This is a genomic window from Streptomyces sp. NPDC090798, from assembly GCF_044768965.1.
Classification (GTDB): domain Bacteria; phylum Actinomycetota; class Actinomycetes; order Streptomycetales; family Streptomycetaceae; genus Streptomyces.
In genome coordinates this window covers 62,439-86,467 of the sequence record NZ_JBIVXA010000013.1, presented here as the reverse complement: position 1 = coordinate 86,467, position 24,029 = coordinate 62,439, and the positions used below count along the sequence as shown (strand labels likewise).

Genomic DNA, 24,029 nt, shown 5'->3' with positions numbered 1-24,029 from the left:
CCGGGGGCCACACCCCACCCACCCCCGCCCGCACCCTTCAGCCCGTCCGACGCCTGAGGACCAGGCCGGGGGCCGAACCCCACCCACCCCGGCCGCACCCCCTCAGCCCGTCCGGCGGTTGAGGACGAGGTCGTTCAGGGCGATGCGGGGGGCCGGGGGGCGGCAGCCCCCGGTGGGGTGCAGGGGCGGAGCCCCGCGGGGTTCGGGGTCGAAGGGGCGGAGCCCCTGGGGATGGGACGGGTAGGGGCGGCGGGGGCGAGGAACGGCTGGGGGGCTGCCGTCCCGACACGTCAGCCGAAGATGTTCAGGTCTCGCTCGGCCGCCCCGGCCAACTCGTACCCCGTGCCGGAAACAGGACGTCCGGCATACAGCCGAATCAGCGTCGGGGCGTCGCCGATGTAACGGGCCGGCGGCCGGTCCCCCGCCGCGCCCCCCAACCGCAACGGCTCGTCCAGATCATCGAGGTCGGCGTGCACAGGAACATGCCCCCTCTCGCGGCTGACGCGCGCGAGCAAGGTCAACGCATAGGGAAGCCCCGCCCCCGCATACGCCCCCGGCTCCCCGAACGCCTCACGCACATCCCCCGCATGCACCCACTCCCCGAGCGCGACCCCATCCAGCACCCCACCCGCCTCGGCGATGACCACCCCCGCCTCATTCATCCCCCGCTCCAGCTCGTCCACGATCTCCCCCACGGACCAGCCGGCCCGCTCGGCGATGTCACGGTCGTTCGCCTCGGGCGAGAACACCCCCTCCTCGAACCGGCTCTCCACCACCCGGGTCAGCGCGGCCCCGCAGTGCGCGAGCACATCCCGCACGGTCCACCCAGGACACGCGGTCGGCAGCCCGAAGTCCGCCCCCGGCCGGCCCCGCAGCAGCGGTATCAGCACGTCTCGCTCCACGGTCAGCAGCCGCCCCGGCAGCCCGGGGTCCCTCGCCTCGTACACGTCAGCAGAAGTCGTCATGCCCTCCACGCTAGGGCCGGCGAAGCCCGAGCGGGAGAATCGACGCATGCCCGACCTCGACGCGCTGCGCACCCGCTGGTCCCACGCCCTCGACGGCGCCCGCTCCCCCGGCGGCCCCGACCCGGCCCCGTACGCGGACAACCTCCTCACCCGCTGGCAGGAACCACAGCGCCGCTACCACACCGTCGCGCACCTCACCGCGGTCCTCGACCACATCGACGTACTGGAGGAGTACGCGGACGACCCCGCCCTCGTCCGCCTCGCCGCCTGGTTCCACGACGCCGTCTACCTCCCCGACCGCTCCGAGAACGAGGAACGCTCCGCCCGCCTCGCCGAACGCGCCCTCCCCGAGGCCGGGGTGAGGAAAGACGAAACAACCGAGGTCGGTCGTCTCGTCCGGCTCACCGTCAGCCACGCTCCGACCGACGACGACCGCAACGGCCAGGTCCTCTGCGACGCCGACCTGGCGATCCTCGCCTCGCCCCCGGACACCTACGCCGCCTACACCGCCGCCGTCCGCGAGGAGTACGCCTTCGTCCCGGACGAGGCGTTCCGGGCGGGCCGGGCCACCGTACTGCGCCAACTCCTCGACCTGCCAAGGCTGTTCAGAACGCCACACGGAACACGGGAGTGGGAGGAGCGGGCCCGGGAGAACATCCGGCGCGAGCTCGCCCACCTCACCGGACCCACCCCGGACTCACCCAACCCACCCCGGAAGGCCGCCAAGTGACCCGCCCCAGTCCGCCGTCCGGCCCCCGCATGCCCCTCGCCGTCTACATCCTCGCCCTCTCCGTCTTCGCCCTCGGGACCAGCGAGTTCATGCTGTCGGGGCTCCTGCCGCCCATCGCCGACGACATGGGTGTCACGATTCCGCAGGCGGGTCTGCTCATATCGGCGTTCGCCATAGGCATGGTCGTCGGCGCGCCACTGCTCGCCGTGGCCACCCTCCGCCTCCCCCGCCGTACCACCCTCGTCTCACTCATCGCCGTCTTCGGCCTCGGCCAGATCGCCGGCGCGCTGGCGCCGACGTACGCCGTGCTCTTCGCCTCCCGGGTCGTCAGCGCCCTCGCCTGTGCGGGCTTCTGGGCGGTGGGCGCGGCGGTGGCGGTCGCGATGGTCCCGGTGACGTCCCGGGCCCGCGCGCTCGCGGTGATGATCGGCGGGCTGTCGATCGCGAACGTGCTCGGGGTCCCGGCCGGTGCCTTCCTCGGCGAGCACCTCGGCTGGCGGTCCGCGTTCTGGGCCGTCGGCACGGCCTCCGCGATCGCCCTGGCCGGAGTCGTCACCCTCATCCCCCGTATCCCGCTCCCCGACGAGAAGCCGCAGCTCAGGCGGGAGGTCACCATCTACCGTGACGCGCAGGTCTGGCTCACCGTCGCTCTCGTGATGCTCGCCGCGGGCGGGGTCTTCTGCACGTTCAGCTATCTCTCGCCGCTGCTCACGGATGTCGCCGGGCTCGACGACGGCTGGGTGCCGAGCGTGCTCGCGCTCTTCGGGGTCGGGGCGCTGATCGGTACGACGATCGGCGGGCGGGTCGCCGACGCGCACCTCTTCGGGGTGCTCCTCTCCGGTACCGCGGCCTCGACCACCGTCCTCGTGGCGCTCGCGCTCCTGGGGCAGTACGCGATCGCGGCCGTGGCTCTTTCCTTCCTCCTCGGCGTCACCTGCTTCTTCACCGCCCCGGCGCTCAACGCCCGGCTCTTCGACGTCGCCGGGGCCGCCCCCACCCTGGCCGGTGCCACCACCACGGCCGCCTTCAACCTCGGCAACACCGGCGGCCCCTGGGTCGGCGGCACGGTCATCGACGCGGGTCTCGGCTACGCGGCGACGGCCTGGGCGGGCGCTGCCATCACGGTGACGGGCCTGGGGGTGGCCGCGGTCTCGCTGCGCCTCCAGCGCCGTACCCGGGCCTCCCGTGTGGTGGTGTCCATGAACAAGAAGGCCGAGAACGCCGACAGGACCAACAATCCAGTACGTAACGACGTCTGACCGCGCCTATCCTCAGCCGCATGCGATCCATGGGTGGGGACCAGGTGGAGGAAGCCGTCGCCGGCGCCGTCGCGCTGCTGCGGGCGGTGGCAGGGCGGGACTGGGACGGGGTCGGGGCGGGCCGTCTCGAGTGGAGTTGCCGCAGGACCGCCGAGCACATCGCGGACGATCTCCTCGCGTACGCGGGGCAGTTGGCGGGGCGGGCCAGCACGGCGTACGTGCCCTTCGGGATCACCCTGGACGACGGCACCGACAACGCGGGCGTCGTCGACGTGATCGAGACGACCGGCGCCCTGCTCGCAGCCGCCGTGCGCACCGCGCCGCGCGAGGTGCGCGCCTTCCACCCGTACCCGTTCCTCAGCGCGAACCGCGAGGGCTTCGCCGCGATGGGTGTCACCGAGGTGCTGCTGCACACGCATGACATCGCGCAGGGCCTTGGGATCGCCTACGAGCCGCCGACCGAGCTCTGCGCGGACGTACTCTCCCGGATCTTTCCGCACGTCAGGCCGGGGTCCGACCCATGGCCCACCCTCCTGTGGGCGACCGGCCGCGGCGACCTGCCCGGCCGCGCCCCGCTCACCGAGTGGCGCTGGAGCAACAACCTGGTGATCGAGGCCGAACGGCTCACGCTCCAAGGAGTCAGCCCGGCGGCCGCCGCCGATCTGCGCGCGGGTGGCACCGGTGGCTTCGAGTGGATCGAGGGCGGCCCGTTCGACGGCACGCGGGACGCCGCCGGCATGGTCATGAAGGCGTACGAGAGCGGGGTGCACCGCCCGGAGTGGGGCATGTTCGTGCTCGTACGGAGCGAGGACGGCCGGGCGGTCGGCGCGATGGGCTTCCACGGCGCCCCCGACGAGGACGGCCGCGCGGAAGTCGGCTACGACCTCGCCGAGAACGCCCGCGGCCACGGCTACGCGACCGAGGCCCTGCGCGCCCTGGCCGCCTGGGCCCTCGCCGGCGACGAGCTCGACATCCTCTTCGCGGCCATAGAGCGGACCAACGCTCCCTCCCAGCGGGTCATCGCGCGCGCCGGGTTCACTCGGGTGAGCGAGGACGAGGAGAAGTACGCGTACGAGCTGCGCGCGCTGGATCCGTCGCTGCGGGTGTACGCCCGTACGGACTGACCTCTGCCCAGCGGGGCGGGCCGACCGGCCCTGCTACCGGTTGACGTACTTGCGCCGGCGCAGCCCCGCTCCGTACAGCAGCCGCACCACCTCGCGGCTGCTGACCTCCACCGCCCCGGCGCGCACGGCGTCCGCGTACCGGTGGGAGGGAAGGTCGTAGTGATCGCGCTCGAAGGCGCGCGGAGGTACGCCCAAGTCCGTGGCGAACAGGTGCAGTTCCTCGTACGAGACGTCGCTGACCAGGTGGGACCAGAGCCGCCCGTGCCCCGGCCAGGTGGGCGGGTCGATGTAGACGGTCACGAGGACGGCGTCTCGCCGGTCGCCGACCCCAGGCACCCCACGGACGCGACCTTCACGCCCGCCTTGTGGCAGACCCAGTGCGGGTCGGGCCCGAGCTCCGGCTCGACGTCGAGGGCGTGCGGGTCGCCCGAGCCGCAGACCGGGCACAGCGGCCACCGCCCGTACCGCTCCAGCAGCGCGTCCTGGACGTCCTGGGCGACGAGCCCGGCCACATAGCCGACGCCCTCCGGCCACTGTTCGACCCACCATCGGCGCTGCACCACCGAGTCCTCGACGAGCGAGACGACATCCGCCTCGGCGACCTCACCCGCGACGAGATCGGCGAGAACGAGGGCGCGGGCCGCGTGCAACGCCTGCTCCAAGGGGCTAACGGGATGGCTGGTGGGGTCCATGCACCCATTGTGCGCACCCTTGACCGCATACCCCAGCAGAAAATATCTTTCACAAGTGACCCCAGACGTGAAGGAAATTTTCGCCGGTGAGGCTCCGCCCGCTCCCGCCGCCCTCGCGGCCAAGGTCCGCACGCTCGCCCCGTCGATGACCCGTTCCATGCAACGGGTCGCCGAGGCCGTCGCCGGCGACCCGGCCGGCTGCGCGGCCCTCACGGTCACCGGCCTCGCCGAACTCACCGGCACCAGCGAGGCCACGGTCGTGCGCACCGCCCGCCTGCTGGGCTACCCCGGCTATCGGGACCTGCGCCTCGCGCTCGCCGGCCTCGCCGCCCAGCAGCAGTCGGGCCGCGCCCCGGCCGTCACCGCGGACATCGCGGTCGACGACCCCATCGCGGACGTCGTCGCGAAACTCGCGTACGACGAGCAGCAGACCCTCGCCGACACCGCGGCGGGGCTCGACACGGTCCAGCTGGGCGCGGCCGTCACCGCGCTCGCCGCCGCCCGCCGGATCGACATCTACGGCGTCGGCGCGTCCGGGCTTGTCGCCCAGGACCTGGCCCAGAAGCTGCTGCGCATCGGACTCATAGCCCACCCGCACAGCGATCCGCACCTCGCCGTCACCAACGCGGTGCAGCTGCGGGCCAAGGACGTGGCGATAGCGATCACCCACTCCGGCTCGACGGGCGACGTCATCGAGCCGCTGCGGGTCGCCTTCGAACGCGGGGCGACGACGGTCGCGATCACCGGCCGCCCAGACGGGCCCGTCACGCAGTACGCCGACCACATACTCACCACGTCCACGGCCCGCGAGAGCGAGCTGCGGCCTGCGGCGATGTCGTCGCGCACCAGCCAGTTGCTGGTGGTGGACTGTCTGTTCGTGGGGGTCGCCCAGTGGACGTACGAGACGGCGGCGCCGGCGTTGTCCGCGTCGTACGAGGCGCTGGCGCACCGCCACAGTCCTCGGGGACGTATGCGGTAACGCTCCGCTGGGAGCCTGTGAGAACTGGATGCCGTCGTCACTCTGCGGGCCCGTTGTGGCTGGTCGCGCCCACGCGGCGGAGCCGCATATGTTCGCAGCCCCGCGCCCCCCAAGGGGCGCGCCTTCACCACCCAGCACTGGAAAGAGCCGTTCGTCATGACCTTTTCCACCGCCGACGCCTCCTCCAACCACCACTCCCTGCGGGCCGAGTTGGAGACGTTGACCACTGAGGCGTTCCGTCCTGAGCTGTCCCAGATCGACCGGCTGTCGACGCTGGAGATCGCGAAGATCATGAACGCCGAGGACGCGACCGTGCCGACGGCCGTCGCGACCCAGCTGCCCCGTATCGCCGCCGCGATCGACGCCGTCGCCGAGCGCATGTCCCGCGGCGGCCGGCTGATCTACGCGGGCGCGGGCACCGCGGGCCGCCTCGGGGTGCTGGACGCCTCCGAGTGCCCGCCCACCTTCAACACCGACCCCTCCGAGGTCGTGGGCCTGATCGCGGGCGGCCCGGGCGCCATGGTCACCTCGGTCGAGGGCGCCGAGGACTCCAAGGAGCTCGCCGAGGCCGACCTGAAGGAGCTCTCCCTGACCCCCGACGACACGGTGGTCGGCGTCTCCGCCTCCGGCCGCACCCCGTACGCCGTCGGCGCGGTCGAACACGCCCGCGCGCGCGGCGCGTTGACGATCGGCCTGTCCTGCAACGCGCACAGCGCGCTGGCCGCCGCGGCCGAGCACGGCATCGAGATCGTCGTCGGGCCCGAGCTGCTGACCGGCTCGACCCGCCTCAAGGCGGGCACGGCGCAGAAGCTCGTCCTGAACATGCTCTCGACGATCACGATGATCCGTCTCGGCAAGACGTACGGGAACCTGATGGTCGACGTCCGCGCCTCGAACGAGAAGCTGCGGGCCCGCTCCCGCCGTATCGTCGCCCTCGCGACCGGCGCCTCGGACGAGGAGATCGAACGCGCCCTCGCGGCCACCGACGGCGAGGTGAAGAACGCCATCCTCACCATCCTCGGTGGGGTGGACGGGCCCACCGCGGCCCGCCTTCTGGAGGAGAGCGACGGCCATCTGCGCGCGGCACTCGCGGCATCGACGGGCTGACCAGCACCCTCGTGGAGTGCGCACAACGAACGACCTCACCCCCCATGCCGCCACGGCCGCCGCGATCCTCCCCCTGGTCGGCGGCGCCGCGAACGTCGCCTCCGTCGCCCACTGCATGACCCGCCTGCGCCTGGGCCTGCGGGATGGGACGCTCGTACGCGAGGACGCTCTCAGGTCCCTGCCCGCCGTACTCGGCGTGGTCGCGGACGACGACAGCTACCAGATCGTCCTGGGACCGGGCGCGGTCGCGCGGGTGACCCCCGAGTTCGAGGCACTCGTCGCCGGCACGGCCGGTGCGCCGGTCACCGGCACGGCCGACGCGCTGGCCGCACGGGGCGCCGAGTGGAAGGCGGCCCGGCAAGAGCGCAACGCCACCCCCCTCAAACTCCTCCTCCGCCGGATCGCGAACATCTTCGTCCCCCTGATCCCCGCCCTGATCGGCTGCGGAGTCATCGCGGGCCTGGGCGGCCTGCTGGTCAATCTGGGGTGGCTCCCCTCCCTCACCCCCGCCCTCGCCGCGATCGCCTCCGGCTTCATGGCCCTGATCGCGGTCTTCGTCGGCCACAACACGGCGAAGGAGTTCGGCGGCACCCCGGTCCTGGGCGGGGCGGTGGCGGCGATCGTCGTGTACGCGGGGGTCGCGAAGGTGACGGTCTTCGGCATGACCCTGGCGCCGGGCCAGGGCGGGGTACTCGGCGCACTGGCCGCCGCGCTCCTGGGAACGTACGTAGAGAAGTGGTGCCACCGCCGGGTCCCCGAAGCCCTCGACGTCCTCGTCACCCCCACCCTCACCGTCCTGTTCACGGGCCTGGTGACGCTCTACGCCCTGATGTACACGGCAGGCGAGCTGGCCACGGCCATCGGGACGGGCGCGAACTGGCTCCTCGACCACACGGGCGTCTTCGCGGGCCTGGTCCTGGGCGGCCTGTTCCTCCCCCTGGTGATGCTGGGCCTTCACCAGGCCCTGATCCCGCTCCACACCACCCTCATCCAGCAGCAGGGCTACACGGTCCTGCTCCCCGTCCTGGCGATGGCGGGCGCCGGGCAGGTCGGCGCGGCCCTCGCGGTCTACGTCCGCCTCCACCACGACCAGTCCCTCCGTACGACGATCAGGTCGGCGCTGCCCGCGGGCCTTTTGGGCGTCGGCGAACCCCTGATCTACGGCGTCTCGCTCCCCCTCGGCCGCCCCTTCGTCACCGCCTGCGCGGGCGGGGCGGCGGGCGGCGCCTTCGTCGGCTTCTTCTCGATGCTCGGCGACAAGATCGGCTCCACGGCGATCGGCCCCTCGGGCTGGGCGCTGTTCCCCCTGCTCAAGGGCACGGGCGGACTGGCCCTGACGGCGGCGATCTACGCGGGCGGCCTGCTGACGGGGTATGTGGTGGGGTTCGCGGCGACGTACTTCTTCGGCCTCGGGAGGACGGTCGGGGGTGTGGGGGCTGTCGGAGGCGGGGGCGCTGTCAGTGGCGTGTGCGATTCTTCGAAGGAGGGGCAGGACACCGAACCGGGAGGGAATCCACCACCGTGAACCACGCACAGCTGACCGCTCTCGGCCGCGCCCTGCGCGTGCTCGGCGAGCACGGCGACGCGCTGAACGCCGACACGCCCGACGCGAAGCTGCACGAGGTGAAGGCCGACCTGAAGCGGGCGCTTGACCTGCTGGAGGAGACGGTGACGACGGCGGTGCCCACGACGCGCTGCGCCGAGCACCCCAATGGCCCGGTGGACGAGGGCGCCGTCGACCTCTGTCTGCTCTGCGAGACCCGGCGGCGCACCGCCCGCCGCACCGAGGTCAACGACGCCTTCCCGCAGGGCCGCCCCAGCGGCGCCGACGAGGCACCCGAGCGCACGATGTCCCGGTACGGCGTGCGGGCCGACCGCCCCCAGCCCCAGCAGCGCTGGCTGCCGGAGGTATGGACCGGGCAGGCGTGGCAGCTGTGCGGGACCCCGCGCCGCGACCGCGTCGAGGCGGAGCGGTATCTCGCCGCGGAGCGCCGCACCCCGCGTCCCGGCATGGCCTACCGCCTGGTCCACGAGTTCACGGACTACGAGGTGCTGCGCATCTGGGGCACCCCGGTGAAGGTGGACATCGAACCGATGGGCAACCTGTAGCCGGTCCAGACGCGTTGATCACAGTGTTGATCACAGGCGCCCGGGTCGCCTGCGGGCTCCCGCGCTCGGGACGGCAGAGGCGAGATGCCTGCTGAACCAGTCCGTGGCCAGCTCGGCGGCCGATTCCAGGGTGCCGGGTTCCTCGAAGAGATGGGTGGCACCGGGGACGACGGCCAGCTGATGCTCACAGCTCAGGCGCGCCGCGGCCTGCCGGTTGAGGTCCAGTACGACATGGTCACGGCCCCCGACGACGAGCAGCGTCGGAGCCTTCACCTCCGGCAGCCTGGCGCCGGCCAGGTCCGGCCTGCCCCCGCGGGAGACGACTGCCGCGACGTCCGCCGCGGGCTCCGCCGCGGCCCACAGCGCGGCGGCGGCGCCTGTGCTGGCACCGAAGTAGCCGAACTCCATGCCCTCGGTGCCGGGCTGCTCACGCAGCCATTCGGTCGCCCGGATCAGACGGCGGGCGAGCAGCGCCGTGTCGAACACGTTGTCCCGGTTCACCGCCTCGGACTCGGTGAGCAGATCGAACAGAAGGGTGCCGAGACCGGCGCGGTTCAGCCCGGTGGCGACGAAGCGGTTGCGTGGGCTCTTCCTGCTGCTGCCGCTGCCGTGGGCGAAGAGGACGATCCCGGGGGCGTCGCGGGGTACCGTCAGCCGCCCGTCGAGCGCGGCGCCCGTGGCCGGTATCCGGACCTCCCCCTCATAGGGCGCGGGAGCGTGCTCCGGGGAGGCGCTGCCCGCGGCCGGCGGTGCGTCGGACGTGGCGTGCGCCGCGCGGTTGTGCTCCAGACAGGCGATGACCTCCTCGTCGCTCGTCTGCCCGAAGTCCGTGTAGAACTGACCGATCGCGTAGAACAGCCGGGGGGTGTGCAGACAGACGCCTTCGTCTGCCGCGCTTCCGAGGCGGGCCGACCAGTCGTGCGGCGCCACGGGAACCGCCAGCACGATCCGCGAGGCGCCGCGGGCGCGCGCGATCCGGCAGGCCGCGAGTGCCGTGGAGCCGGTCGCCAGCCCGTCGTCCACCACCAGGACCGTCCGGCCCTCGTACCGGGCCGGCTGCCGCTCGCCCCGGTACTGACGGGCCCGCTCCTTCAGGACGCCGCGTTCGTGTTCCTCCACCGCCGCCAGATCACGGTCCGTCACACCCGTCGCACGCAGCACCTCTTCGTTGATGACGCGGACGCCTTCCTCGCCGATGGCGCCCATGGCCAGCTCCGGCTGGAAGGGCACCCCCAGCTTGCGCACGAGGCAGACGTCGAGCGGGGCGCCGAGGACCTCGGCGACCTGCGCGGCGACCGGGACGCCGCCGCGGGGAAGTCCCACGACCACGAGGTCCTGGCCCTTGAGGTGGTGCAGCCGGGCGGCGAGCCGTCGGCCCGCGTCGGTTCGATCAGCGAAAATCATGGTCGCCTCCCAGGGCCGGCCGGACGGTGAGGGTGCCGTCCGGGTCGAGTTCGACGCGTGCGCCGTAGGGCCGGCTGATCCGGCTCAGAACGTCCCGCATCCATCGCGAGTCCTCGACCGTCGCGCGCTCCAGCCGCATCCGCCGGGATCGCGTCGGGACGATGCGCACGTCGTGGAACCTGCCGTCGTCCGGGTCCACGGTGACGAAGTACAGCAACCGGAGATCGTCGCGGTACTCCTTGTAGCCGTCGATGCCCTCGTAGTCGTTGATCAGGTCGCCGCAGCCGTGGGTGATGAGCTTTCCCCGGTACGACTCCAACGGCCGCGGATGGTGCGAGGAGTGCCCGTGCACGACGTCCGCGCCGCCGTCGACGAGCGCGTGGCCGAAAGCGGACCTGGTCACGCGGGACGAGGTAGCCCCAGTTGGAGCCCCAGTGGACCGAGACGACCACGATGTCGCCCGGCCGCCTGGCCGGGCGCAGCCGGGTTGCGATCCCGGCCGCGGCGGCTTCCGACGGCTCGGCGACGAAGTCGACCCCGCTGCGCGCTGCCGTGGCGGCCCAGCTGCTGGGTATGCCGCTGGAGGCCAACCCCACGGAGAAGACCAGGACGCGCCGGCCGCCTGTGAGGGGGACGATCGCGGGACGCCGGGCCTCGTCGGCGTCGCGTCCCGCTCCTGGCGCGCGAAGTCCCGCGTCCGCCAGGGCGTCGAGGGTCTCCTCCAGACCGCGGCGGCCGTAGTCCAGCACATGGTTGTTGGCCAGGGCGCAGGCGTGCGGACGGGCGGCGGTGAGGCAGGGCAGGTTGGCCGGGTGCATCCGGTAGTGGACCTCTTTGCCGGGCGCGGCCTCGTCGTTCCGCGTGACGGCGGTCTCCAGGTTGAGGATCCGGGCGTCGGGTGCCGCCGCCGCGAGCACGTCCAGCGCGTCGCCCCAGGGCCAGGAGAAGGCGGCCGGTCGGGGAATCGTGCCGTTCGCCGCCTCGGCCAGCTCCACATAGGCGCGGGCATCCTTGATGTACGACTCCCGCAGCTTCGGATCGCCGGGGTGCGGAAGGATCTGGTCGACGCCGCGGCCGAGCATCACATCGCCGGCCAGGAACAGCGTGACGAGGTCACCGCCCATTCCTCCAGGCTAGGCCGGTTCGGCGGGTATCGCCGCCGGACGGCAAGGGGCCCGCCCGGGGCCCCTTGCCGTCCGTTCCCGGGGTGCGGGACGCTCGGCGTTCTAGCCCTTGTAGCCCTTGTAGCCCCTGTAGCCCGACACCGTGGCGATCCACTTGATGAAGTCGCCCGGGTCGTTGTCCGCGCCGTGGCCGGCGTCCCAGTAGTACGAGGTGTCGACGTCGTCGCCGAGGTTCTTCAGGCGGGCGGCGAGGTTGCTCGCGACGGTGAGCGCGGTGTCGCTGTCCTTGGTGCCGAGGCGGATCCACCAGTGCTTCGACCGGTTCCCGTTGACCTTGTCCACGAGGTGGTACATCGGGTTCATCAGGTGGAGCTTCGCGGGGATGTCACTGTCGAGGCGCGCACTGGCACCCGCTTCGTGGCGCAGGCTGTAGAGGGTGAAGTGCCGGTTGGCGGTGGTCCCCGTACCGAACTCGTTGTTCTCACCGGCGGACAGGTCGAAGGCGTCGAACGCGGGGGTGTCCTTCTTGCGGGCGCCCACGTGGGTGAGGAAGTCGGCCCAGGAGAAGGCCGCCCTGCCGTCGGACCACGTGATGAACGAGTTCGCGGCCAGGTAGGTCGAGCGGTCCGCGTCCGACAGCGCCGCGAGGTACTTGGTGGCCGACGGCTCCAGGTGGGTCTTCACCAGGTACGCGTCGAGGTTGCGCGCCGTTAGGGTGCCGAAGCCCTTCGCCGTCAGCCTCAGGGAGGCGAGGTAGTCGCCGTACGCGGTGGTCAGCGCCTTGGAGACGGTCTGGTCGACGGTCGAGCCGCTGCTCAGCGCGTTGGCGCCCCAGTTCCACTCGTACGCCATGTCGGCGTGTTCGAGGTCGGTGATCGGGCACCAGGCACCGGTGGCGAAGATGGCGTCGCTCGCGTCGGCCGCGCCCAGCTCCTCCAGGTAGGAGTCGTAGACCGGACTGTCGCCGGACGCACCGAGCAGCGAGGACAGCGCGCCGCCGGCGCTGACTCCCGCGGAGACGATCCGGTCCACGTTGCCCGGGATGCGCCCCCTGTTGAACTTCACGTACCGCACCGCGGCCTTGAGGTCGACGATGGCGGCGGGCGCGGTGCCGTAGTACGTCCCGCCGGAGTCGACCAGCGACCGCCCGCGCGCGCCCGGCTCCACGACGACGTACCCGGCGGCGAGCGCCAGCTGCTGGCGGCTCGCGGCGGAGTCGGCGGCGGGAGCGGGGCCGCCCGGGCCGCCGGGACCCATGGCTCCGCCGATTCCGGTGGCGTTCGCGACGGACGACGGCATGTAGCCGCCGATCTGGTTGGCGAAGAGGATGGGAGCGCCGGACGCGTCCACGGCGCTCCCGTCGATCTGCACCGGAACGCTGACGTTGAGGGACTGGTAGGTGGCGTTCACCGGGTTGGCCACGTACGAGGCCACTTTGTAGAAGTGGTAGACGACCTCGTGGGCGGTGCCGGCGGTGTCCGTGATGGTGGTGGTCAACTCCGTGTAGCCGCTCGGATCGAAGACCAGGGAGGAGTCCGTGGACGCCGCGGACGACGCCGCGGACGTTCGGCTCGCCGCCTGCGCACCGGAGGCGAACCCGACCGCGGGCACCGCGGCACCCACGGTGAGCCCCATGACCACTGTCCTGCGCTTCACTGACTTCACTACCGTCTCCTGTCTTCGCGGCTCGTTCGAACAACGAGGCCCCAGGACAACAGCCGTTCCTTAGGCCCTCCTTTGTGTCTCCAGTGACAGCACCGGAACCGGCCACCGCCCTGACCAGCCGCAACCACGCTCACCCTGCTTTGTCGGTCTGCAAACCGAACCAATCGCCCGCAAAATTGTCAGCAATTTTGGCGCGATCTGACGCCCGGCCGAGGCCCCCTCGGTGCACCGACCACGAAGTGCCGCGCGTCCAGGGCGTATCACGAACTCGAGCAGCCGCCCTGTCAACTCCCTTACCGCAATAGCCAATTGGGCCCACGAACCCCATTGACCACCCTTTAATTCGCACATACGATCCGTTTACGTGGCCTGCCGAGACACGGGGGAAGCTCGGCCCTTTCTTTGATGCAGAACCGGAATCCGCATCCGCCACTTCTCCCACGGTCTCCGTTTCCGGGGGACATGGACTGATCACCCATGCTCCGGCCGCGAACACACGACCATGCGCGGGGCGCTGCCGCCCGCGAACACAGACACGGGGAAGTCTCTTTGACGATCAAATACGCCCGAACCGCAGCCAGACTGGCCGCCGGAACCGCCCTGACCACGGCGATCGCCATCGGCGGAGCGACGGTCGCCCATGCCGACTACTACGACGGCGGCATGCCGTCGCGCAGCTGGAACGTCAAGGCGGTCGGCATCAATGACACCTGGGTCGGATTCCTCGACACGGGACGGAAGAACTGGAACAACGCGGGCGCCGGAGCGAGCATCGGACGGACGTCCGGTGCCAAGGCCGAATTCACGGCGGGACGCTATTCCCAGAGTTGGTACGGGCTTTACTCACCGTCCGGCTTCCGCCACATCAACCGCGTCTTCAAAATCAAGGTCAACGCACGCACCCTGGAGCGCGACTCCGGCTCCCACATGACCGAGTGGTGCCGCAGCACGGCCACGCACGAACTCGGGCACGGGCTCAGCCTCGACGACAACCCGAACACGTCGAGGGCGTCGCTCATGAAGCACAGCCGCAACCGCACGACCGTGCAGAAGCCGCAGCCGTACGACGTCTCCGAGGTGAAGGGGATCTACTCATGACCGCGGTCAGGAACGTCCTCGTGGCCGGTTCGGCGCTGCTCGCCGCCGTCGTCCTCGTCGGCTGCTCCGCCGATGGTCCGGCCAAGGAGAAGGCCGGGAACAAGACCGGTGCCGCGGCGGCGGACGTCGTCCCGTACGAGGCCGACTACCCGTCGTACGACTCGGTCGACGCACTGGTGAAGCAGTCGGACGTCATCGTCCGGGGCACCGTCGTCGGCTCCCAGGTACGGGAACTGAGCCCGGAGGCGCCCACCGGCGACGACCCGGTGGCCAACCCTCAGGCGGGGCTTTCGCCCGAGGAGGCCGCCGAGTCCGACCCGGTGGTCGTCACCGTCTCCACGGTCAAGGTCGCCCAGGTGCTCTCCGGCGCCGGCGACGTGAAGGTCGGGGACACGGTCGAGGTGTCCCAGCTCGGCGGCACGCTGGACGGGGTCACGTTCCAGGAGAAGCAGACCACCACCCTGGCCGAGGACGACACCCAGTACGTCCTCATGCTCGCCGACCAGGGCGACAAGAACCCCTACGACCTGCTCAACCCCGAGCAGGCTCTCTACACCGTCGGTTCCGACGACCAGGTCACACCCGTGGTCGACGGCGGGTTCGACGGCATCGGCAAGGTGGACGAACTCGCCGCCAAGGCCGCGGCGATCGACGAAGCGAAGTAGCTTCGCTGATCCCACTGGTTCCACTGGTTCCACTGGTTCCACTGGTTCCGCTGGTTCCGCTGGGGGCGGCCGTCGCTCGCGGCGGCCGCCCTCGGCTCCGTCAGGGCGTCAGCTTCAGGGCCTTGAGCACTCCCGCGCTCAGGGTGACGTCGTTGTCGGCGCCGGCGACCGCGTGCCCGCCATCGACCCCGTACACGCCCTGGGTGGTGTTGACCGGGGTGAAGCGCCCGCCGTCCAGCTCGTCGAGCAGCAGGACGTACTCCTTCCCGGCGGCGAGGTCCGCCGTCTCGGGCCCGGACCCGGGTGTCGTGTAGGCCAGCTCGATCCTGCCGCCCGTCGGGGACGTGCCCTTGGCCGTTGCCAGCACCTGAGCCGTGGCGACGGTCTCGGTGAGGCCGTCGGACGTCTCCTCGTGCCCGGCACCCAGCCGCGCGCGGACGATCAGGACCGAAGCGGACTCCAGCTCTGCGGTCGTCTTGAAGTACGGCTCGTCCGCCAGCGGGTCCCCGCCGCCCCCGCCGGGCTCCTTCGGGTCGTTCAGGGCGAAGACGGCGACTCCCGCGACCACCGCGGCGGCCGTACAGGCGACGGCGGCCACGAGGACCCCCCGGCGGGACGGCCTCCGGGCCGGTCCCCGCCGCTTCGTCTCGACGGCCCCGACCAGGTCGGACCCGATCAAGTCGGACCCGATGAGGGCGGCGAGTTCGCCCCGCGCGCGCGCCGACATGCCGTCCGTGGGCGCATCCGGCACCGGATTGACGTGCTGGACAAGGGATTTCACATTGATCATGCCGACTCCTCGGATGGGAGGGACGCGGGTGAGGAGTAACCGTCGCGGAAGGCTTCGCGGGCGCGGTGCAGCCGGACCCAGACCGCTGGGCCACTGCACCCGAGGACCTCGGCGGTCTCGGCCGTGCTGAGGCCGTCCCAATAGCGCAACAGCAGGACGTCCCGGTGTCGTTCGGGAAGCCGTTCGAGGGTTTCGAGCACCACGGAGTCCTCCGTGGACGCCGGCGCACGGTCCAGTTCGTCGGTGATGCGCCGGTGCAGCTCGGTCAGCCGGGTCGCGGCGCGGTGGTGATTGCTCAGCAGATTGCGCGCGGTGATGAACAGCCAGCCGGTGGTCGCCTCCGTGCCCCCGAGCGCGCGTTCCCAAGCGATCCGGAAGACCTCGGCCGTGAGCTCCTCCGCCGCATCGCGGTCGCCCACCCGCCGGTGCACGAAGGCGGACACACGCGGGTGGTCGCGGACATACAAGGCCGTGAACCGTGCGGCGCGTTCACGGTCGGTCGCGGTCTTCATGTTCTCCACACCCTGTAGATGTCATGAGCCCGGCATTTCCTTACAGGCGCCGCAGTCTTTCTCTCTTCGGCAACCACCTCACGGCAGCCGCCCCTCCTCGAACTCCCGGCGCCCGTGCACATCACCCTGGAAGCCGAGAAGCTCAAGGACTACGCCGACTGACCGATCAACGGCAGCGCCCCGAAGGCATGGTGCTCCCAGAGGCGGCGCGAGGTCTCGTGCGGGTACGGGGTGACCGCGGAGTCCGTGTCGAAGACCTGGGTCGGCCGCCGCTCGGTGTCGTACGCGGGCCAGCCCGGGTCTCCGGTCGTGGCGAACACCGTCCAGACCGCGCGGAAGCGGGACGACAGGGCCTCGGCCTCCGGGGACGCCCCGACCCCCGCGAACAGCATCAGGCCGAGGTCGGCGGCGAAGGTTCCGAACAACAGCGGTATGTCGAGGCCGTGGCAGGCGCCCAGCGCGCCTCCGTAGGCGGGGGCGGCCCAGGCCAGCTCGTAGACGTGCGCACGGCCACCGCCCCCGATCTGCGCCTCGGCCAGGCGCAACGAGGGCATACGGAACACCGCGTCGGAGTGCACCCACTCGTACAGCTCCTCGGGCGAGGCGTCGGGGAAGGCGGCGCGGTAGGCCCGCTCACCGTCAGCCCCGGAGCCCGGATCCGACCCCAGCCCCACTCCCGCTCCCGACCCCAGCCCCGCTCCCGGTCCGAAGACGCGCAGTGCCGCCGTCGCCTGCTCGTCGGTGATCGTCCCGAGTTGGCCGCCCAGCGCGGCGAACAGCCGGTACTCGTCCCGGGTGTGCCCGACGATCAGCTCCACGTCCCGTGCCGAGCCGGCCGCCAGCGCCTGCCAGGGGGCGGTCGGCAGTACCTCTCCGTCGACGACGGGCGAGAAGGCGGTCCGCGTGTGGGCGACCATGCCCCACCTGTCCTCGAACTCCCGCATCTTGGGCCCCAACGCCTCGCCCACGGCGGGCAGTCGGCGCGGATCCACCGAGGACAGGTCGGCGGCCGTCGGGCGCAGGCCCGCCTCGGCGGCGATGGCGGCGGCGATGTCGCGGGCGAGGTCGTCGGAGAAGAAGGGGCCGGGCACGCTCTGCGCGATCGCCCGGCCGAACAGCCCGGCCGCGCTCGGCATGGCCAGCAGCGAGGCGACGGACCCGGCGCCCGCGGACTCGCCGAAGACGGTGACCCGGCCGGGGTCGCCGCCGAAGGCCGCGATGTTCTCCCGTACCCATTCCAGGGCGGCGACCTGGTCGAGCAGTCCCCGGTTGGCGGGGGCTCCGTCGATCCGGGCGAAACCCTCCACGCCGAGGCGGTAGTTGAGGGTGACGACGACCAGGTCGCCGTCGCGGGCGATGCGGCGCGCGTCGTATCCGGGGCTGCCGGAGTGGCCGAGCTTGTAGGCACCGCCGTAGATCCAGACCATCACCGGACGGCGGGCGGCCGGGTCCGGATCGGGCGTCCAGACGTTCACGGTCAGCCAGTCGTCGCCCATGGGGGCGTCGATCACCCCGGTACGGCCCTGGAATCCCGACTCCTGCGGGGGCGGCGGCCCGAAGGCGAACGCGTCCCGGGTGCCGTCCCAGGCGGTCACCGGACGCGGGGCGGCGAACCGCGCGTCCCCCACCGGCGGTTCGGCGAACGGAATGCCCCGGAAGACCGCCAGCCCGTCCTCCCGGCGGCTACGCACCGCACCGGCGTGGGTACGCACCACGCTCGCTTCCGCTGACGTCACGACGGCTCCCTGGGTACGGGTGGAACGGAACGGGTCCTTGAGGGAACAGCGTGCTACGAAACAGTCAGGCGATCACCCCCCGGGCATGGGGAGGTGATCGCCTGGATGCGGTTTCGGACAGACCGGGCCGGCCCGAGGTTCAGCTGAGTGTGCTCAGCGCCTTCGGGTCGTACGACCCCAGCTCCTCGATCCGTCCGTCCAGTACCTTCGCCGCCCACTCCGGGTCCTGGAGGAGGGCGCGGCCCACGGCGACGAGGTCGAACTCGTCGCGCTCCAGGCGGTCGAGGAGGTTGTCGAGGGAGGCCACCGCGGAGCCCTCGCCCATGAAGGCCTTGATGAAGTCGCCGTCGAGGCCGACCGAACCGACGGTGATGGTGGGCTTGCCCGTGAGCTTCTTGGTCCAGCCCGCGAGGTTCAGGTCGGACCCGTCGAACTCGGGGAGCCAGTAGCGGCGGGTGGAGGCGTGGAAGGCGTCGACGCCGGCGGCGGCGAGCGGCGTCAGGATGGCCTCCAGCTCCTCCGGGGTCTCGGCGAGCCGGGCGTCGTAGTTGTCCGACTTCCACTGCGAGTAGCGGAAGAGGACGGGGAAGTCGGCCGAGACCGAGTCACGGACCGCGGCGACGATCTCCGCCGCGAACCTCGTACGGGCGACGGGGTCGCCGCCGTACGCGTCCGTACGCCGGTTGGTGCCCGCCCACAGGAACTGGTCGAGCAGGTAGCCGTGAGCGCCGTGCAGTTCGACGCCGTCGAAGCCGATGCGCTCGGCGGTGGCGGCGGCCTCGGCGAACGCGGCGATGACCTCGTCCAGGTCGGCCTGGGTCATGGCCTTGCCGGTGCCCTCGGTACCGTCGAGACGGATGCCGGAGGGGCCGACCGCGGGGGCGTCGGCGTACGGCGGCTTCCCCGCCTTGCGCACCATGCCGATGTGCCACAGCTGCGGAACGATCGTGCCGCCCGCCGCGTGCACCGCGTCGGCGACCTTCGTCCAGCCCGCGAGCTGCTCCGTGCCGTGGAAGCGCGGGACGCGGTCGCTCTCGCCCGCCGAGTCGTGGCCGACATACGTGCCCTCGGTGACGATGAGGCCCACGCCCGCGGCGGCGCGGCGGGCGTAGTACCCGGCCACGTCCTCACCGGGGACGCCGCCCGGGGAGAACTGCCGGGTCATCGGTGCCATCGCGATCCGGTTCGGGACGGTCAGGCCGTTCAGCGAGACGGGGCGGGACAGGATCTCGGCCGCGCGGGAGGCGGGGGCAGTCGTAGACACGTGTGGGGGCTCCTCGGGTACCGGATGGTATGTGCGTATGCATCGATCATGCTTCAACGACAACTCCCCGGCCGGTCATGTCATTCCGGCCGCCCGGCACCTCGCTCTGTGACCCCGGACACGCCCGAGGGCGGTACCCCCTGTTTCCAGGGAGTACCGCCCTCGGCAGGAAACCCGATCCTCGGAAGGATCAGAAGTCCATGTCACCGCCCGGCATGCCGCCCGGAGCGGCCGCGGCGGCCTTCTCCGGCTTGTCGGCGATGACGGCCTCGGTGGTCAGGAACAGCGCGGCGATGGAGGCGGCGTTCTGCAGAGCAGAGCGGGTCACCTTCGCCGGGTCGATGATGCCTTCGGCGATCATGTCGACGTACTCACCGGTCGCGGCGTTCAGGCCGTGGCCGACGGGCAGGTTGCGCACCTTCTCGACGATGACGCCACCCTCGAGACCGCCGTTGACGGCGATCTGCTTGAGCGGGGCCTCCAGGGCGAGCCGCACGGCGTTGGCGCCGGTCGCCTCGTCACCCGTCAGCTCCAGCTTCTCGAAGACCGAGGAGGCCTGGATGAGGGCCACGCCACCACCGGCGACGATGCCCTCCTCGACGGCCGCCTTCGCGTTGCGAACGGCGTCCTCGATGCGGTGCTTGCGCTCCTTGAGCTCGACCTCGGTGGCGGCACCGGCCTTGATGACGGCCACGCCGCCGGCCAGCTTCGCCAGGCGCTCCTGGAGCTTCTCGCGGTCGTAGTCCGAGTCGGAGTTCTCGATCTCGGCACGGATCTGGTTGACCCGGCCCTGGACCTGGTCGGCGGAGCCGGCGCCGTCCACGATCGTGGTCTCGTCCTTGGTGATGACGACCTTGCGGGCACGGCCCAGCAGGTCCAGACCCGCGTTCTCCAGCTTGAGGCCGACCTCCTCGGAGATGACCTCGCCGCCCGTGAGGATGGCGATGTCGCCGAGCATGGCCTTGCGGCGGTCACCGAAGCCCGGAGCCTTGACGGCGACGGACTTGAAGGTGCCACGGATCTTGTTGACGACCAGGGTCGACAGGGCCTCGCCCTCGACGTCCTCGGCGATGATCAGCAGCGGCTTGCCGGACTGCATGACCTTCTCGAGAAGCGGCAGCAGGTCCTTGACGTTGCTGATCTTCGAGTTGGCGATCAGGATGTACGGGTCGTCGAGGACGGCCTCCATACGCTCCATGTCGGTGGCGAAGTACGCCGAGATGTAGCCCTTGTCGAAGCGCATACCCTCGGTGAGCTCGAGCTCCAGACCGAAGGTCTGGGACTCCTCGACGGTGATGACGCCTTCCTTGCCGACCTTGTCCATCGCCTCGGCGATGAGCTCGCCGATCTGGGTGTCGGCGGCGGAGATGGAGGCCGTGGAAGCGATCTGCTCCTTGGTCTCGACATCCTTGGCCTGCTCGAGCAGGGCACCGGAGACGGCCTCGACGGCCTTCTCGATACCGCGCTTGAGAGCCATCGGGTTGGCGCCGGCGGCTACGTTGCGCAGGCCCTCGCGGACGAGCGCCTGGGCGAGGACGGTCGCGGTGGTCGTACCGTCACCGGCGACGTCGTCCGTCTTCTTGGCGACTTCCTTGACCAGCTCGGCGCCGATCTTCTCGTACGGGTCCTCGAGCTCGATCTCCTTGGCGATGGAAACACCATCGTTGGTGATCGTGGGGGCGCCCCACTTCTTCTCGAGGACGACGTTGCGGCCCTTGGGGCCAAGGGTGACCTTGACGGCGTCGGCGAGCTGGTTCATCCCGCGCTCGAGACCGCGCCGTGCCTCCTCGTCGAACGCGATGATCTTGGCCATGTGAAGTGGTCCTCCCGGACTGGGGTGGATTGCTCCGGACCGCGCTGGCGCCCGCGACGGACGGCCTGCCTGCCCCGTGGTTCCTTGCACCACCTGGCCTGCGGGCCTCACCGACCCGGTCCTTCGTTATCACTCTCACCTTCAGAGTGCTAACGCCAATGATTAGCACTCGCCCCTGCCGAGTGCAAGCGCCTCACCTTGATCCGCAGGTGAGAAGGGGCGCGCAACCCGCGCGTCGCGCCGGGGCGCGAGCGGGCCCGCGCCGACGGTCCGGACAGCCGCGCCGCCGGACGGACAGACCGAAGGGCTCGCACCCCATGGGATACGAGCCCTTCGTCACGTCGAACAGTCAGTCGGCGCGTGCTTCAGCTGGTCGCGAGTCGGACCATGTCCGCCTGCGGCCCTTTCTGGCCCTGCGAGATCTCGAAATCGACCCGCTGACCCTCTTCCAGGGTGCGGTAGCCGTCCATCTGAATCGCGCTGTAGTGGACGAATACATCCGCACCACCGTCGACCGCGATGAAGCCGTACCCCTTCTCCGCGTTGAACCACTTGACGGTGCCCTGAGCCATGCCTAACTCCCCTATTACTGGCCCTTGCACAGGACCGCACTTCGCGGACCCGGGTCAGACCTCACCCCCCAACGGTTGGGGGTGTGCGCCGGAACGCGTCGACCGCGGCTGAATGTATCTGTCCAACTGCCGTCTGCAACAGGTCAATCGGACGAGAATTCCGGGCACGACTGATCGGGAATATGGGGAGAATTTGCGAATATTCAGGGCAAGTCGGGCCCCATAAAAGCCATATAAGGCTCAAAAACGCGGGACACTTTGGCTACTTCTTGCCGGACTTCGGGCGCGAACTCATATGCGCCCGGCATGCGAAGTGGAGCGGGTTCCCCAACTGTACCGCGCTCAACCATGCAGAATTGCCCCCTCCGCTTCTCTCACGGAGGGGGCAATTCGATGAACTCTCGGTAATTGGCATTACCAAGGGTAACAATCTCACCCTGGGTAACGGCCCGCGAGGCGGTCAGCCACCGGCGACGGCGGGGATGATCGAGACGCCCGCGCCGTCCGGCGTCGCCGTCTCCAGGCCCTGCTCGAAACGGACGTCGTCGTCGTTCACGTAGACGTTGACGAACCGGCGCAGCTTGCCCTGGTCGTCCAGGACGCGCGCGGCGATACCCGTGTGGTTCTTCTCCAGGTCCGCGATGACCTCACCGAGGGTCCCACCCTCGGCCGTCACCTCGGCCTGACCACCGGTGTAGGTGCGCAGGATGGTGGGGATGCGGACGTTGACGCTCATGCGGTGACCTCCCGGTCGGATTTTGGCGTACGGATGGGGAGCGCCCCGTCAGGGGCGCGGGGAACTGCGCGACCAGCCCCCACCAGCCCGCAGCCGAAAGACAGCCCTTCCAACGAAGCGCTTACGCAAGCCCAGCTTCCCGGAAGGAGTCCAGGCTCGGACGAATGGTCGCCGTCAGACCCGTACCGGCCACCGCGTCCAGCGTCTTCAGACCATCACCGGTGTTCAGGACCACGGTCGTCAGACTCGGGTCGAGCAGCCCGTTCTCGATCAGCTTCTTGGTGACACCCACGGTCACCCCGCCCGCCGTCTCCGCGAAGATCCCCTCGGTACGCGCGAGCAACTTGATCGCGTCGACGACCTGCTCGTCGTTCACGTCCTCCACGGCCCCACCCGTGCGCCGCGCGATGTCCAGCACGTACGGCCCGTCGGCCGGGTTGCCGATGGCGAGCGACTTGGCGATGGTGTTCGGCTTCTGGGGCCGTACGACGTCGTGGCCCGCCTTGTAGGCGACGGACACCGGCGAGCAGCCCTCGGCCTGGGCGCCGAAGATCTTGTACGGCTTGTCCTCGACCAGTCCGAGCTTGATCAGCTCCTGAAGACCCTTGTCGATCTTCGTGAGCTGGGAGCCGGAGGCGATGGGGATCACCAGCTGGTCGGGGAGCTTCCACCCCAGCTGCTCGCAGATCTCGTACGCGAGGGTCTTGGAGCCCTCCGCGTAGTACGGCCGCAGGTTGACGTTGACGAAGCCCCAGCCCTCGCCGGCCGGGTCGCCGATCAGCTCGGAGCAGAAGCGGTTCACGTCGTCGTAGTTGCCCTCGATGCCGACGAGCTCGCCGCCGTAGATCGCGGCCATGACGACCTTGCCCTGCTCCAGGTCGTGCGGGATGAACACGCAGGAGCGGAAGCCGGCGCGGGCGGCGGCGGCACCCACGGCGCCGGCGAGGTTGCCGGTGGAGGAGCAGGAGAGGGTGGTGAAGTCGAACGCGCGGGCGGCCTCGATGGCCTGGGCGACGACGCGGTCCTTGAAGGAGTGCGTCGGGTTGCCGGAGTCGTCCTTGACGAAGAGCTTGCCGGCCTCGACGCCCAGCTCGCGGGCGAGGTTGTCGGCCTTGACGAGCTTGGTCCAGCCGGGGTTGATGTTCGGCTTGTCGGCGACGTCGGCCGGGACGGGCAGCAGCGGCGCGTAGCGCCAGATGTTCGCGGGGCCCGCTTCGATGCGCGCCCGGAGCTCTTCGGTTTCGTAGGCCGAGAAGTCGTACGCGATCTCCAGCGGGCCGAAACACTCCTCGCAGGCGAAGACCGGGCCGAGCGGCACGCGGTGCCCGCACTCGCGGCAGGAAAGCGCGGCGGCGGGTCCGAGATCCACACCGACTACGGTGGTGGTGTCGCCCGCGACAGGGTTCGTGGTGCTTGCAACGGTCGAACTTGCAACAGTCTGCGCAGCCATGGAGGCGAGGCCCTTTCTCCTCATCTTCCTCACGACGCACTTCGCCGTGAGACGGATTTGGCACCTTCCCTAGCCGGGAGCCTCGCCACATCAATGTGACAGGAACCAGCTGGAGGGTTGCCGGGGCTTCATCGGGCCGTATCCCTCTGCCCCTCTGGATGAGCGGTATTCGGTTGTGTCGTGCGGTGGTGCGGTGGTCCGCAAATGATCTACGACATGCGATGGTCATCCGCGT

Annotated in this window: 22 protein-coding genes, 1 pseudogene and 1 riboswitch; of the genes and pseudogenes, 9 read left to right on the top strand and 14 right to left on the bottom strand. The window is 70.7% G+C overall.

What is annotated here, in order from left to right; all coding sequences use genetic code 11:
• Positions 1 to 290: 290 nt before the first annotated feature.
• Positions 291 to 965 carry a maleylpyruvate isomerase family mycothiol-dependent enzyme gene (locus ACIQTP_RS27395; RefSeq protein WP_403404324.1) on the bottom strand — a complete coding sequence of 225 codons (675 nt, stop codon included), beginning with the start codon at positions 963 to 965 and terminating at the stop codon, positions 291 to 293.
• A gap of 46 nt (positions 966 to 1,011) precedes the next feature.
• Between ACIQTP_RS27395 and ACIQTP_RS27390 the strand changes: the two genes are divergently transcribed.
• From ACIQTP_RS27390 to ACIQTP_RS27380, 3 genes are read left to right on the top strand one after another with little or no spacing between them, the layout of a single operon-like run.
• Positions 1,012 to 1,695: a hypothetical protein gene (locus ACIQTP_RS27390; protein ID WP_403404322.1), complete on the top strand. Its 684-nt coding sequence runs from the start codon at positions 1,012 to 1,014 to the stop codon at positions 1,693 to 1,695.
• Between the two features lie 29 nt (positions 1,696 to 1,724).
• Positions 1,725 to 2,954 (top strand): Cmx/CmrA family chloramphenicol efflux MFS transporter, encoded by a 1,230-nt coding sequence (locus tag ACIQTP_RS27385; protein WP_403404640.1) that lies wholly within the window; start codon positions 1,725 to 1,727, stop codon positions 2,952 to 2,954.
• A 20-nt stretch (positions 2,955 to 2,974) separates the two neighbouring features.
• Positions 2,975 to 4,078 (top strand): GNAT family N-acetyltransferase, encoded by a 1,104-nt coding sequence (locus ACIQTP_RS27380; protein ID WP_403404319.1) that lies wholly within the window; start codon positions 2,975 to 2,977, stop codon positions 4,076 to 4,078.
• A 33-nt stretch (positions 4,079 to 4,111) separates the two neighbouring features.
• Here ACIQTP_RS27380 and ACIQTP_RS27375 read toward each other — a convergent pair whose 3' ends face one another.
• Both ACIQTP_RS27375 and ACIQTP_RS27370 read right to left on the bottom strand, forming a co-directional pair.
• Entirely contained in the window at positions 4,112 to 4,378 is a 267-nt protein-coding gene (locus ACIQTP_RS27375) for a DUF4031 domain-containing protein (RefSeq protein ID WP_403404316.1), read from the bottom strand.
• Positions 4,375 to 4,770, bottom strand: a complete 396-nt coding sequence (locus ACIQTP_RS27370; protein ID WP_099921988.1) for a hypothetical protein — start codon at positions 4,768 to 4,770, stop codon at positions 4,375 to 4,377. The genes ACIQTP_RS27375 and ACIQTP_RS27370 overlap by 4 nt, the downstream gene beginning before the upstream one ends.
• 55 nt (positions 4,771 to 4,825) lie before the next feature.
• On the opposite strand from ACIQTP_RS27370, the gene ACIQTP_RS27365 reads away from it, so the two are divergent.
• From ACIQTP_RS27365 to ACIQTP_RS27350, 4 genes are all read left to right on the top strand, one after another.
• Positions 4,826 to 5,749: a MurR/RpiR family transcriptional regulator gene (locus ACIQTP_RS27365; protein ID WP_403404313.1), complete on the top strand. Its 924-nt coding sequence runs from the start codon at positions 4,826 to 4,828 to the stop codon at positions 5,747 to 5,749.
• 156 nt (positions 5,750 to 5,905) lie between these two features.
• On the top strand, positions 5,906 to 6,856 hold the full coding sequence (gene murQ, locus ACIQTP_RS27360) for an N-acetylmuramic acid 6-phosphate etherase (RefSeq protein WP_403404310.1): 951 nt from the start codon (positions 5,906 to 5,908) through the stop codon (positions 6,854 to 6,856).
• Between the two features lie 16 nt (positions 6,857 to 6,872).
• Complete coding sequence (locus tag ACIQTP_RS27355; RefSeq protein WP_403404307.1) at positions 6,873 to 8,381, top strand: PTS transporter subunit EIIC; 1,509 nt, start codon at positions 6,873 to 6,875, stop codon at positions 8,379 to 8,381.
• Positions 8,378 to 8,965 (top strand): hypothetical protein, encoded by a 588-nt coding sequence (locus ACIQTP_RS27350; RefSeq protein WP_168492901.1) that lies wholly within the window; start codon positions 8,378 to 8,380, stop codon positions 8,963 to 8,965. The genes ACIQTP_RS27355 and ACIQTP_RS27350 overlap by 4 nt, the downstream gene beginning before the upstream one ends.
• Positions 8,966 to 8,995: 30 nt before the next feature.
• Here ACIQTP_RS27350 and ACIQTP_RS27345 read toward each other — a convergent pair whose 3' ends face one another.
• The 3 genes and pseudogenes from ACIQTP_RS27345 to ACIQTP_RS27335 form a co-directional block, all read right to left on the bottom strand.
• Entirely contained in the window at positions 8,996 to 10,369 is a 1,374-nt protein-coding gene (locus ACIQTP_RS27345) for a phosphoribosyltransferase family protein (protein ID WP_403404304.1), read from the bottom strand.
• A pseudogene (locus tag ACIQTP_RS27340) lies at positions 10,356 to 11,493 on the bottom strand (CapA family protein). The gene ACIQTP_RS27345 and the pseudogene ACIQTP_RS27340 overlap by 14 nt, the downstream one beginning before the upstream one ends.
• A 102-nt stretch (positions 11,494 to 11,595) precedes the next feature.
• Positions 11,596 to 13,128 (bottom strand): subtype B tannase, encoded by a 1,533-nt coding sequence (locus ACIQTP_RS27335; RefSeq protein ID WP_403404637.1) that lies wholly within the window; start codon positions 13,126 to 13,128, stop codon positions 11,596 to 11,598.
• Positions 13,129 to 13,707: 579 nt separating this feature from the next.
• Between ACIQTP_RS27335 and ACIQTP_RS27330 the strand changes: the two genes are divergently transcribed.
• Both ACIQTP_RS27330 and ACIQTP_RS27325 read left to right on the top strand, forming a co-directional pair.
• On the top strand, positions 13,708 to 14,256 hold the full coding sequence (locus tag ACIQTP_RS27330) for a hypothetical protein (RefSeq protein ID WP_403404302.1): 549 nt from the start codon (positions 13,708 to 13,710) through the stop codon (positions 14,254 to 14,256).
• Positions 14,253 to 14,921: a hypothetical protein gene (locus ACIQTP_RS27325; protein WP_403404299.1), complete on the top strand. Its 669-nt coding sequence runs from the start codon at positions 14,253 to 14,255 to the stop codon at positions 14,919 to 14,921. Before ACIQTP_RS27330 ends, ACIQTP_RS27325 begins: the two co-directional genes overlap by 4 nt.
• A gap of 100 nt (positions 14,922 to 15,021) precedes the next feature.
• On the opposite strand, the gene ACIQTP_RS27320 is transcribed toward ACIQTP_RS27325, so the two are convergent.
• From ACIQTP_RS27320 to thrC, 8 genes are all read right to left on the bottom strand, one after another.
• Positions 15,022 to 15,711, bottom strand: a complete 690-nt coding sequence (locus ACIQTP_RS27320; protein ID WP_403404297.1) for a hypothetical protein — start codon at positions 15,709 to 15,711, stop codon at positions 15,022 to 15,024.
• Complete coding sequence (locus ACIQTP_RS27315; protein WP_403404294.1) at positions 15,708 to 16,223, bottom strand: RNA polymerase sigma factor; 516 nt, start codon at positions 16,221 to 16,223, stop codon at positions 15,708 to 15,710. The genes ACIQTP_RS27320 and ACIQTP_RS27315 overlap by 4 nt, the downstream gene beginning before the upstream one ends.
• A gap of 149 nt (positions 16,224 to 16,372) precedes the next feature.
• Positions 16,373 to 17,959, bottom strand: a complete 1,587-nt coding sequence (locus ACIQTP_RS27310; protein WP_403404292.1) for a carboxylesterase/lipase family protein — start codon at positions 17,957 to 17,959, stop codon at positions 16,373 to 16,375.
• Positions 17,960 to 18,098: 139 nt separating this feature from the next.
• Complete coding sequence (locus ACIQTP_RS27305; RefSeq protein WP_403404289.1) at positions 18,099 to 19,223, bottom strand: NADH:flavin oxidoreductase; 1,125 nt, start codon at positions 19,221 to 19,223, stop codon at positions 18,099 to 18,101.
• 190 nt (positions 19,224 to 19,413) lie between these two features.
• Positions 19,414 to 21,036, bottom strand: a complete 1,623-nt coding sequence (groL, locus tag ACIQTP_RS27300; RefSeq protein ID WP_403404286.1) for a chaperonin GroEL — start codon at positions 21,034 to 21,036, stop codon at positions 19,414 to 19,416.
• A gap of 365 nt (positions 21,037 to 21,401) precedes the next feature.
• Positions 21,402 to 21,608: a cold-shock protein gene (locus ACIQTP_RS27295; protein WP_019057200.1), complete on the bottom strand. Its 207-nt coding sequence runs from the start codon at positions 21,606 to 21,608 to the stop codon at positions 21,402 to 21,404.
• A gap of 460 nt (positions 21,609 to 22,068) precedes the next feature.
• Positions 22,069 to 22,344, bottom strand: coding sequence for a MoaD/ThiS family protein (locus ACIQTP_RS27290; protein WP_030941262.1), 276 nt, complete (start codon positions 22,342 to 22,344; stop codon positions 22,069 to 22,071).
• Positions 22,345 to 22,465: 121 nt separating this feature from the next.
• Complete coding sequence (thrC, locus tag ACIQTP_RS27285) at positions 22,466 to 23,794, bottom strand: threonine synthase (protein WP_217567469.1); 1,329 nt, start codon at positions 23,792 to 23,794, stop codon at positions 22,466 to 22,468.
• Positions 23,795 to 23,811: 17 nt separating this feature from the next.
• Positions 23,812 to 23,959, bottom strand: a riboswitch (SAM riboswitch).
• Between the last annotated feature and the right edge of the window lie 70 nt (positions 23,960 to 24,029).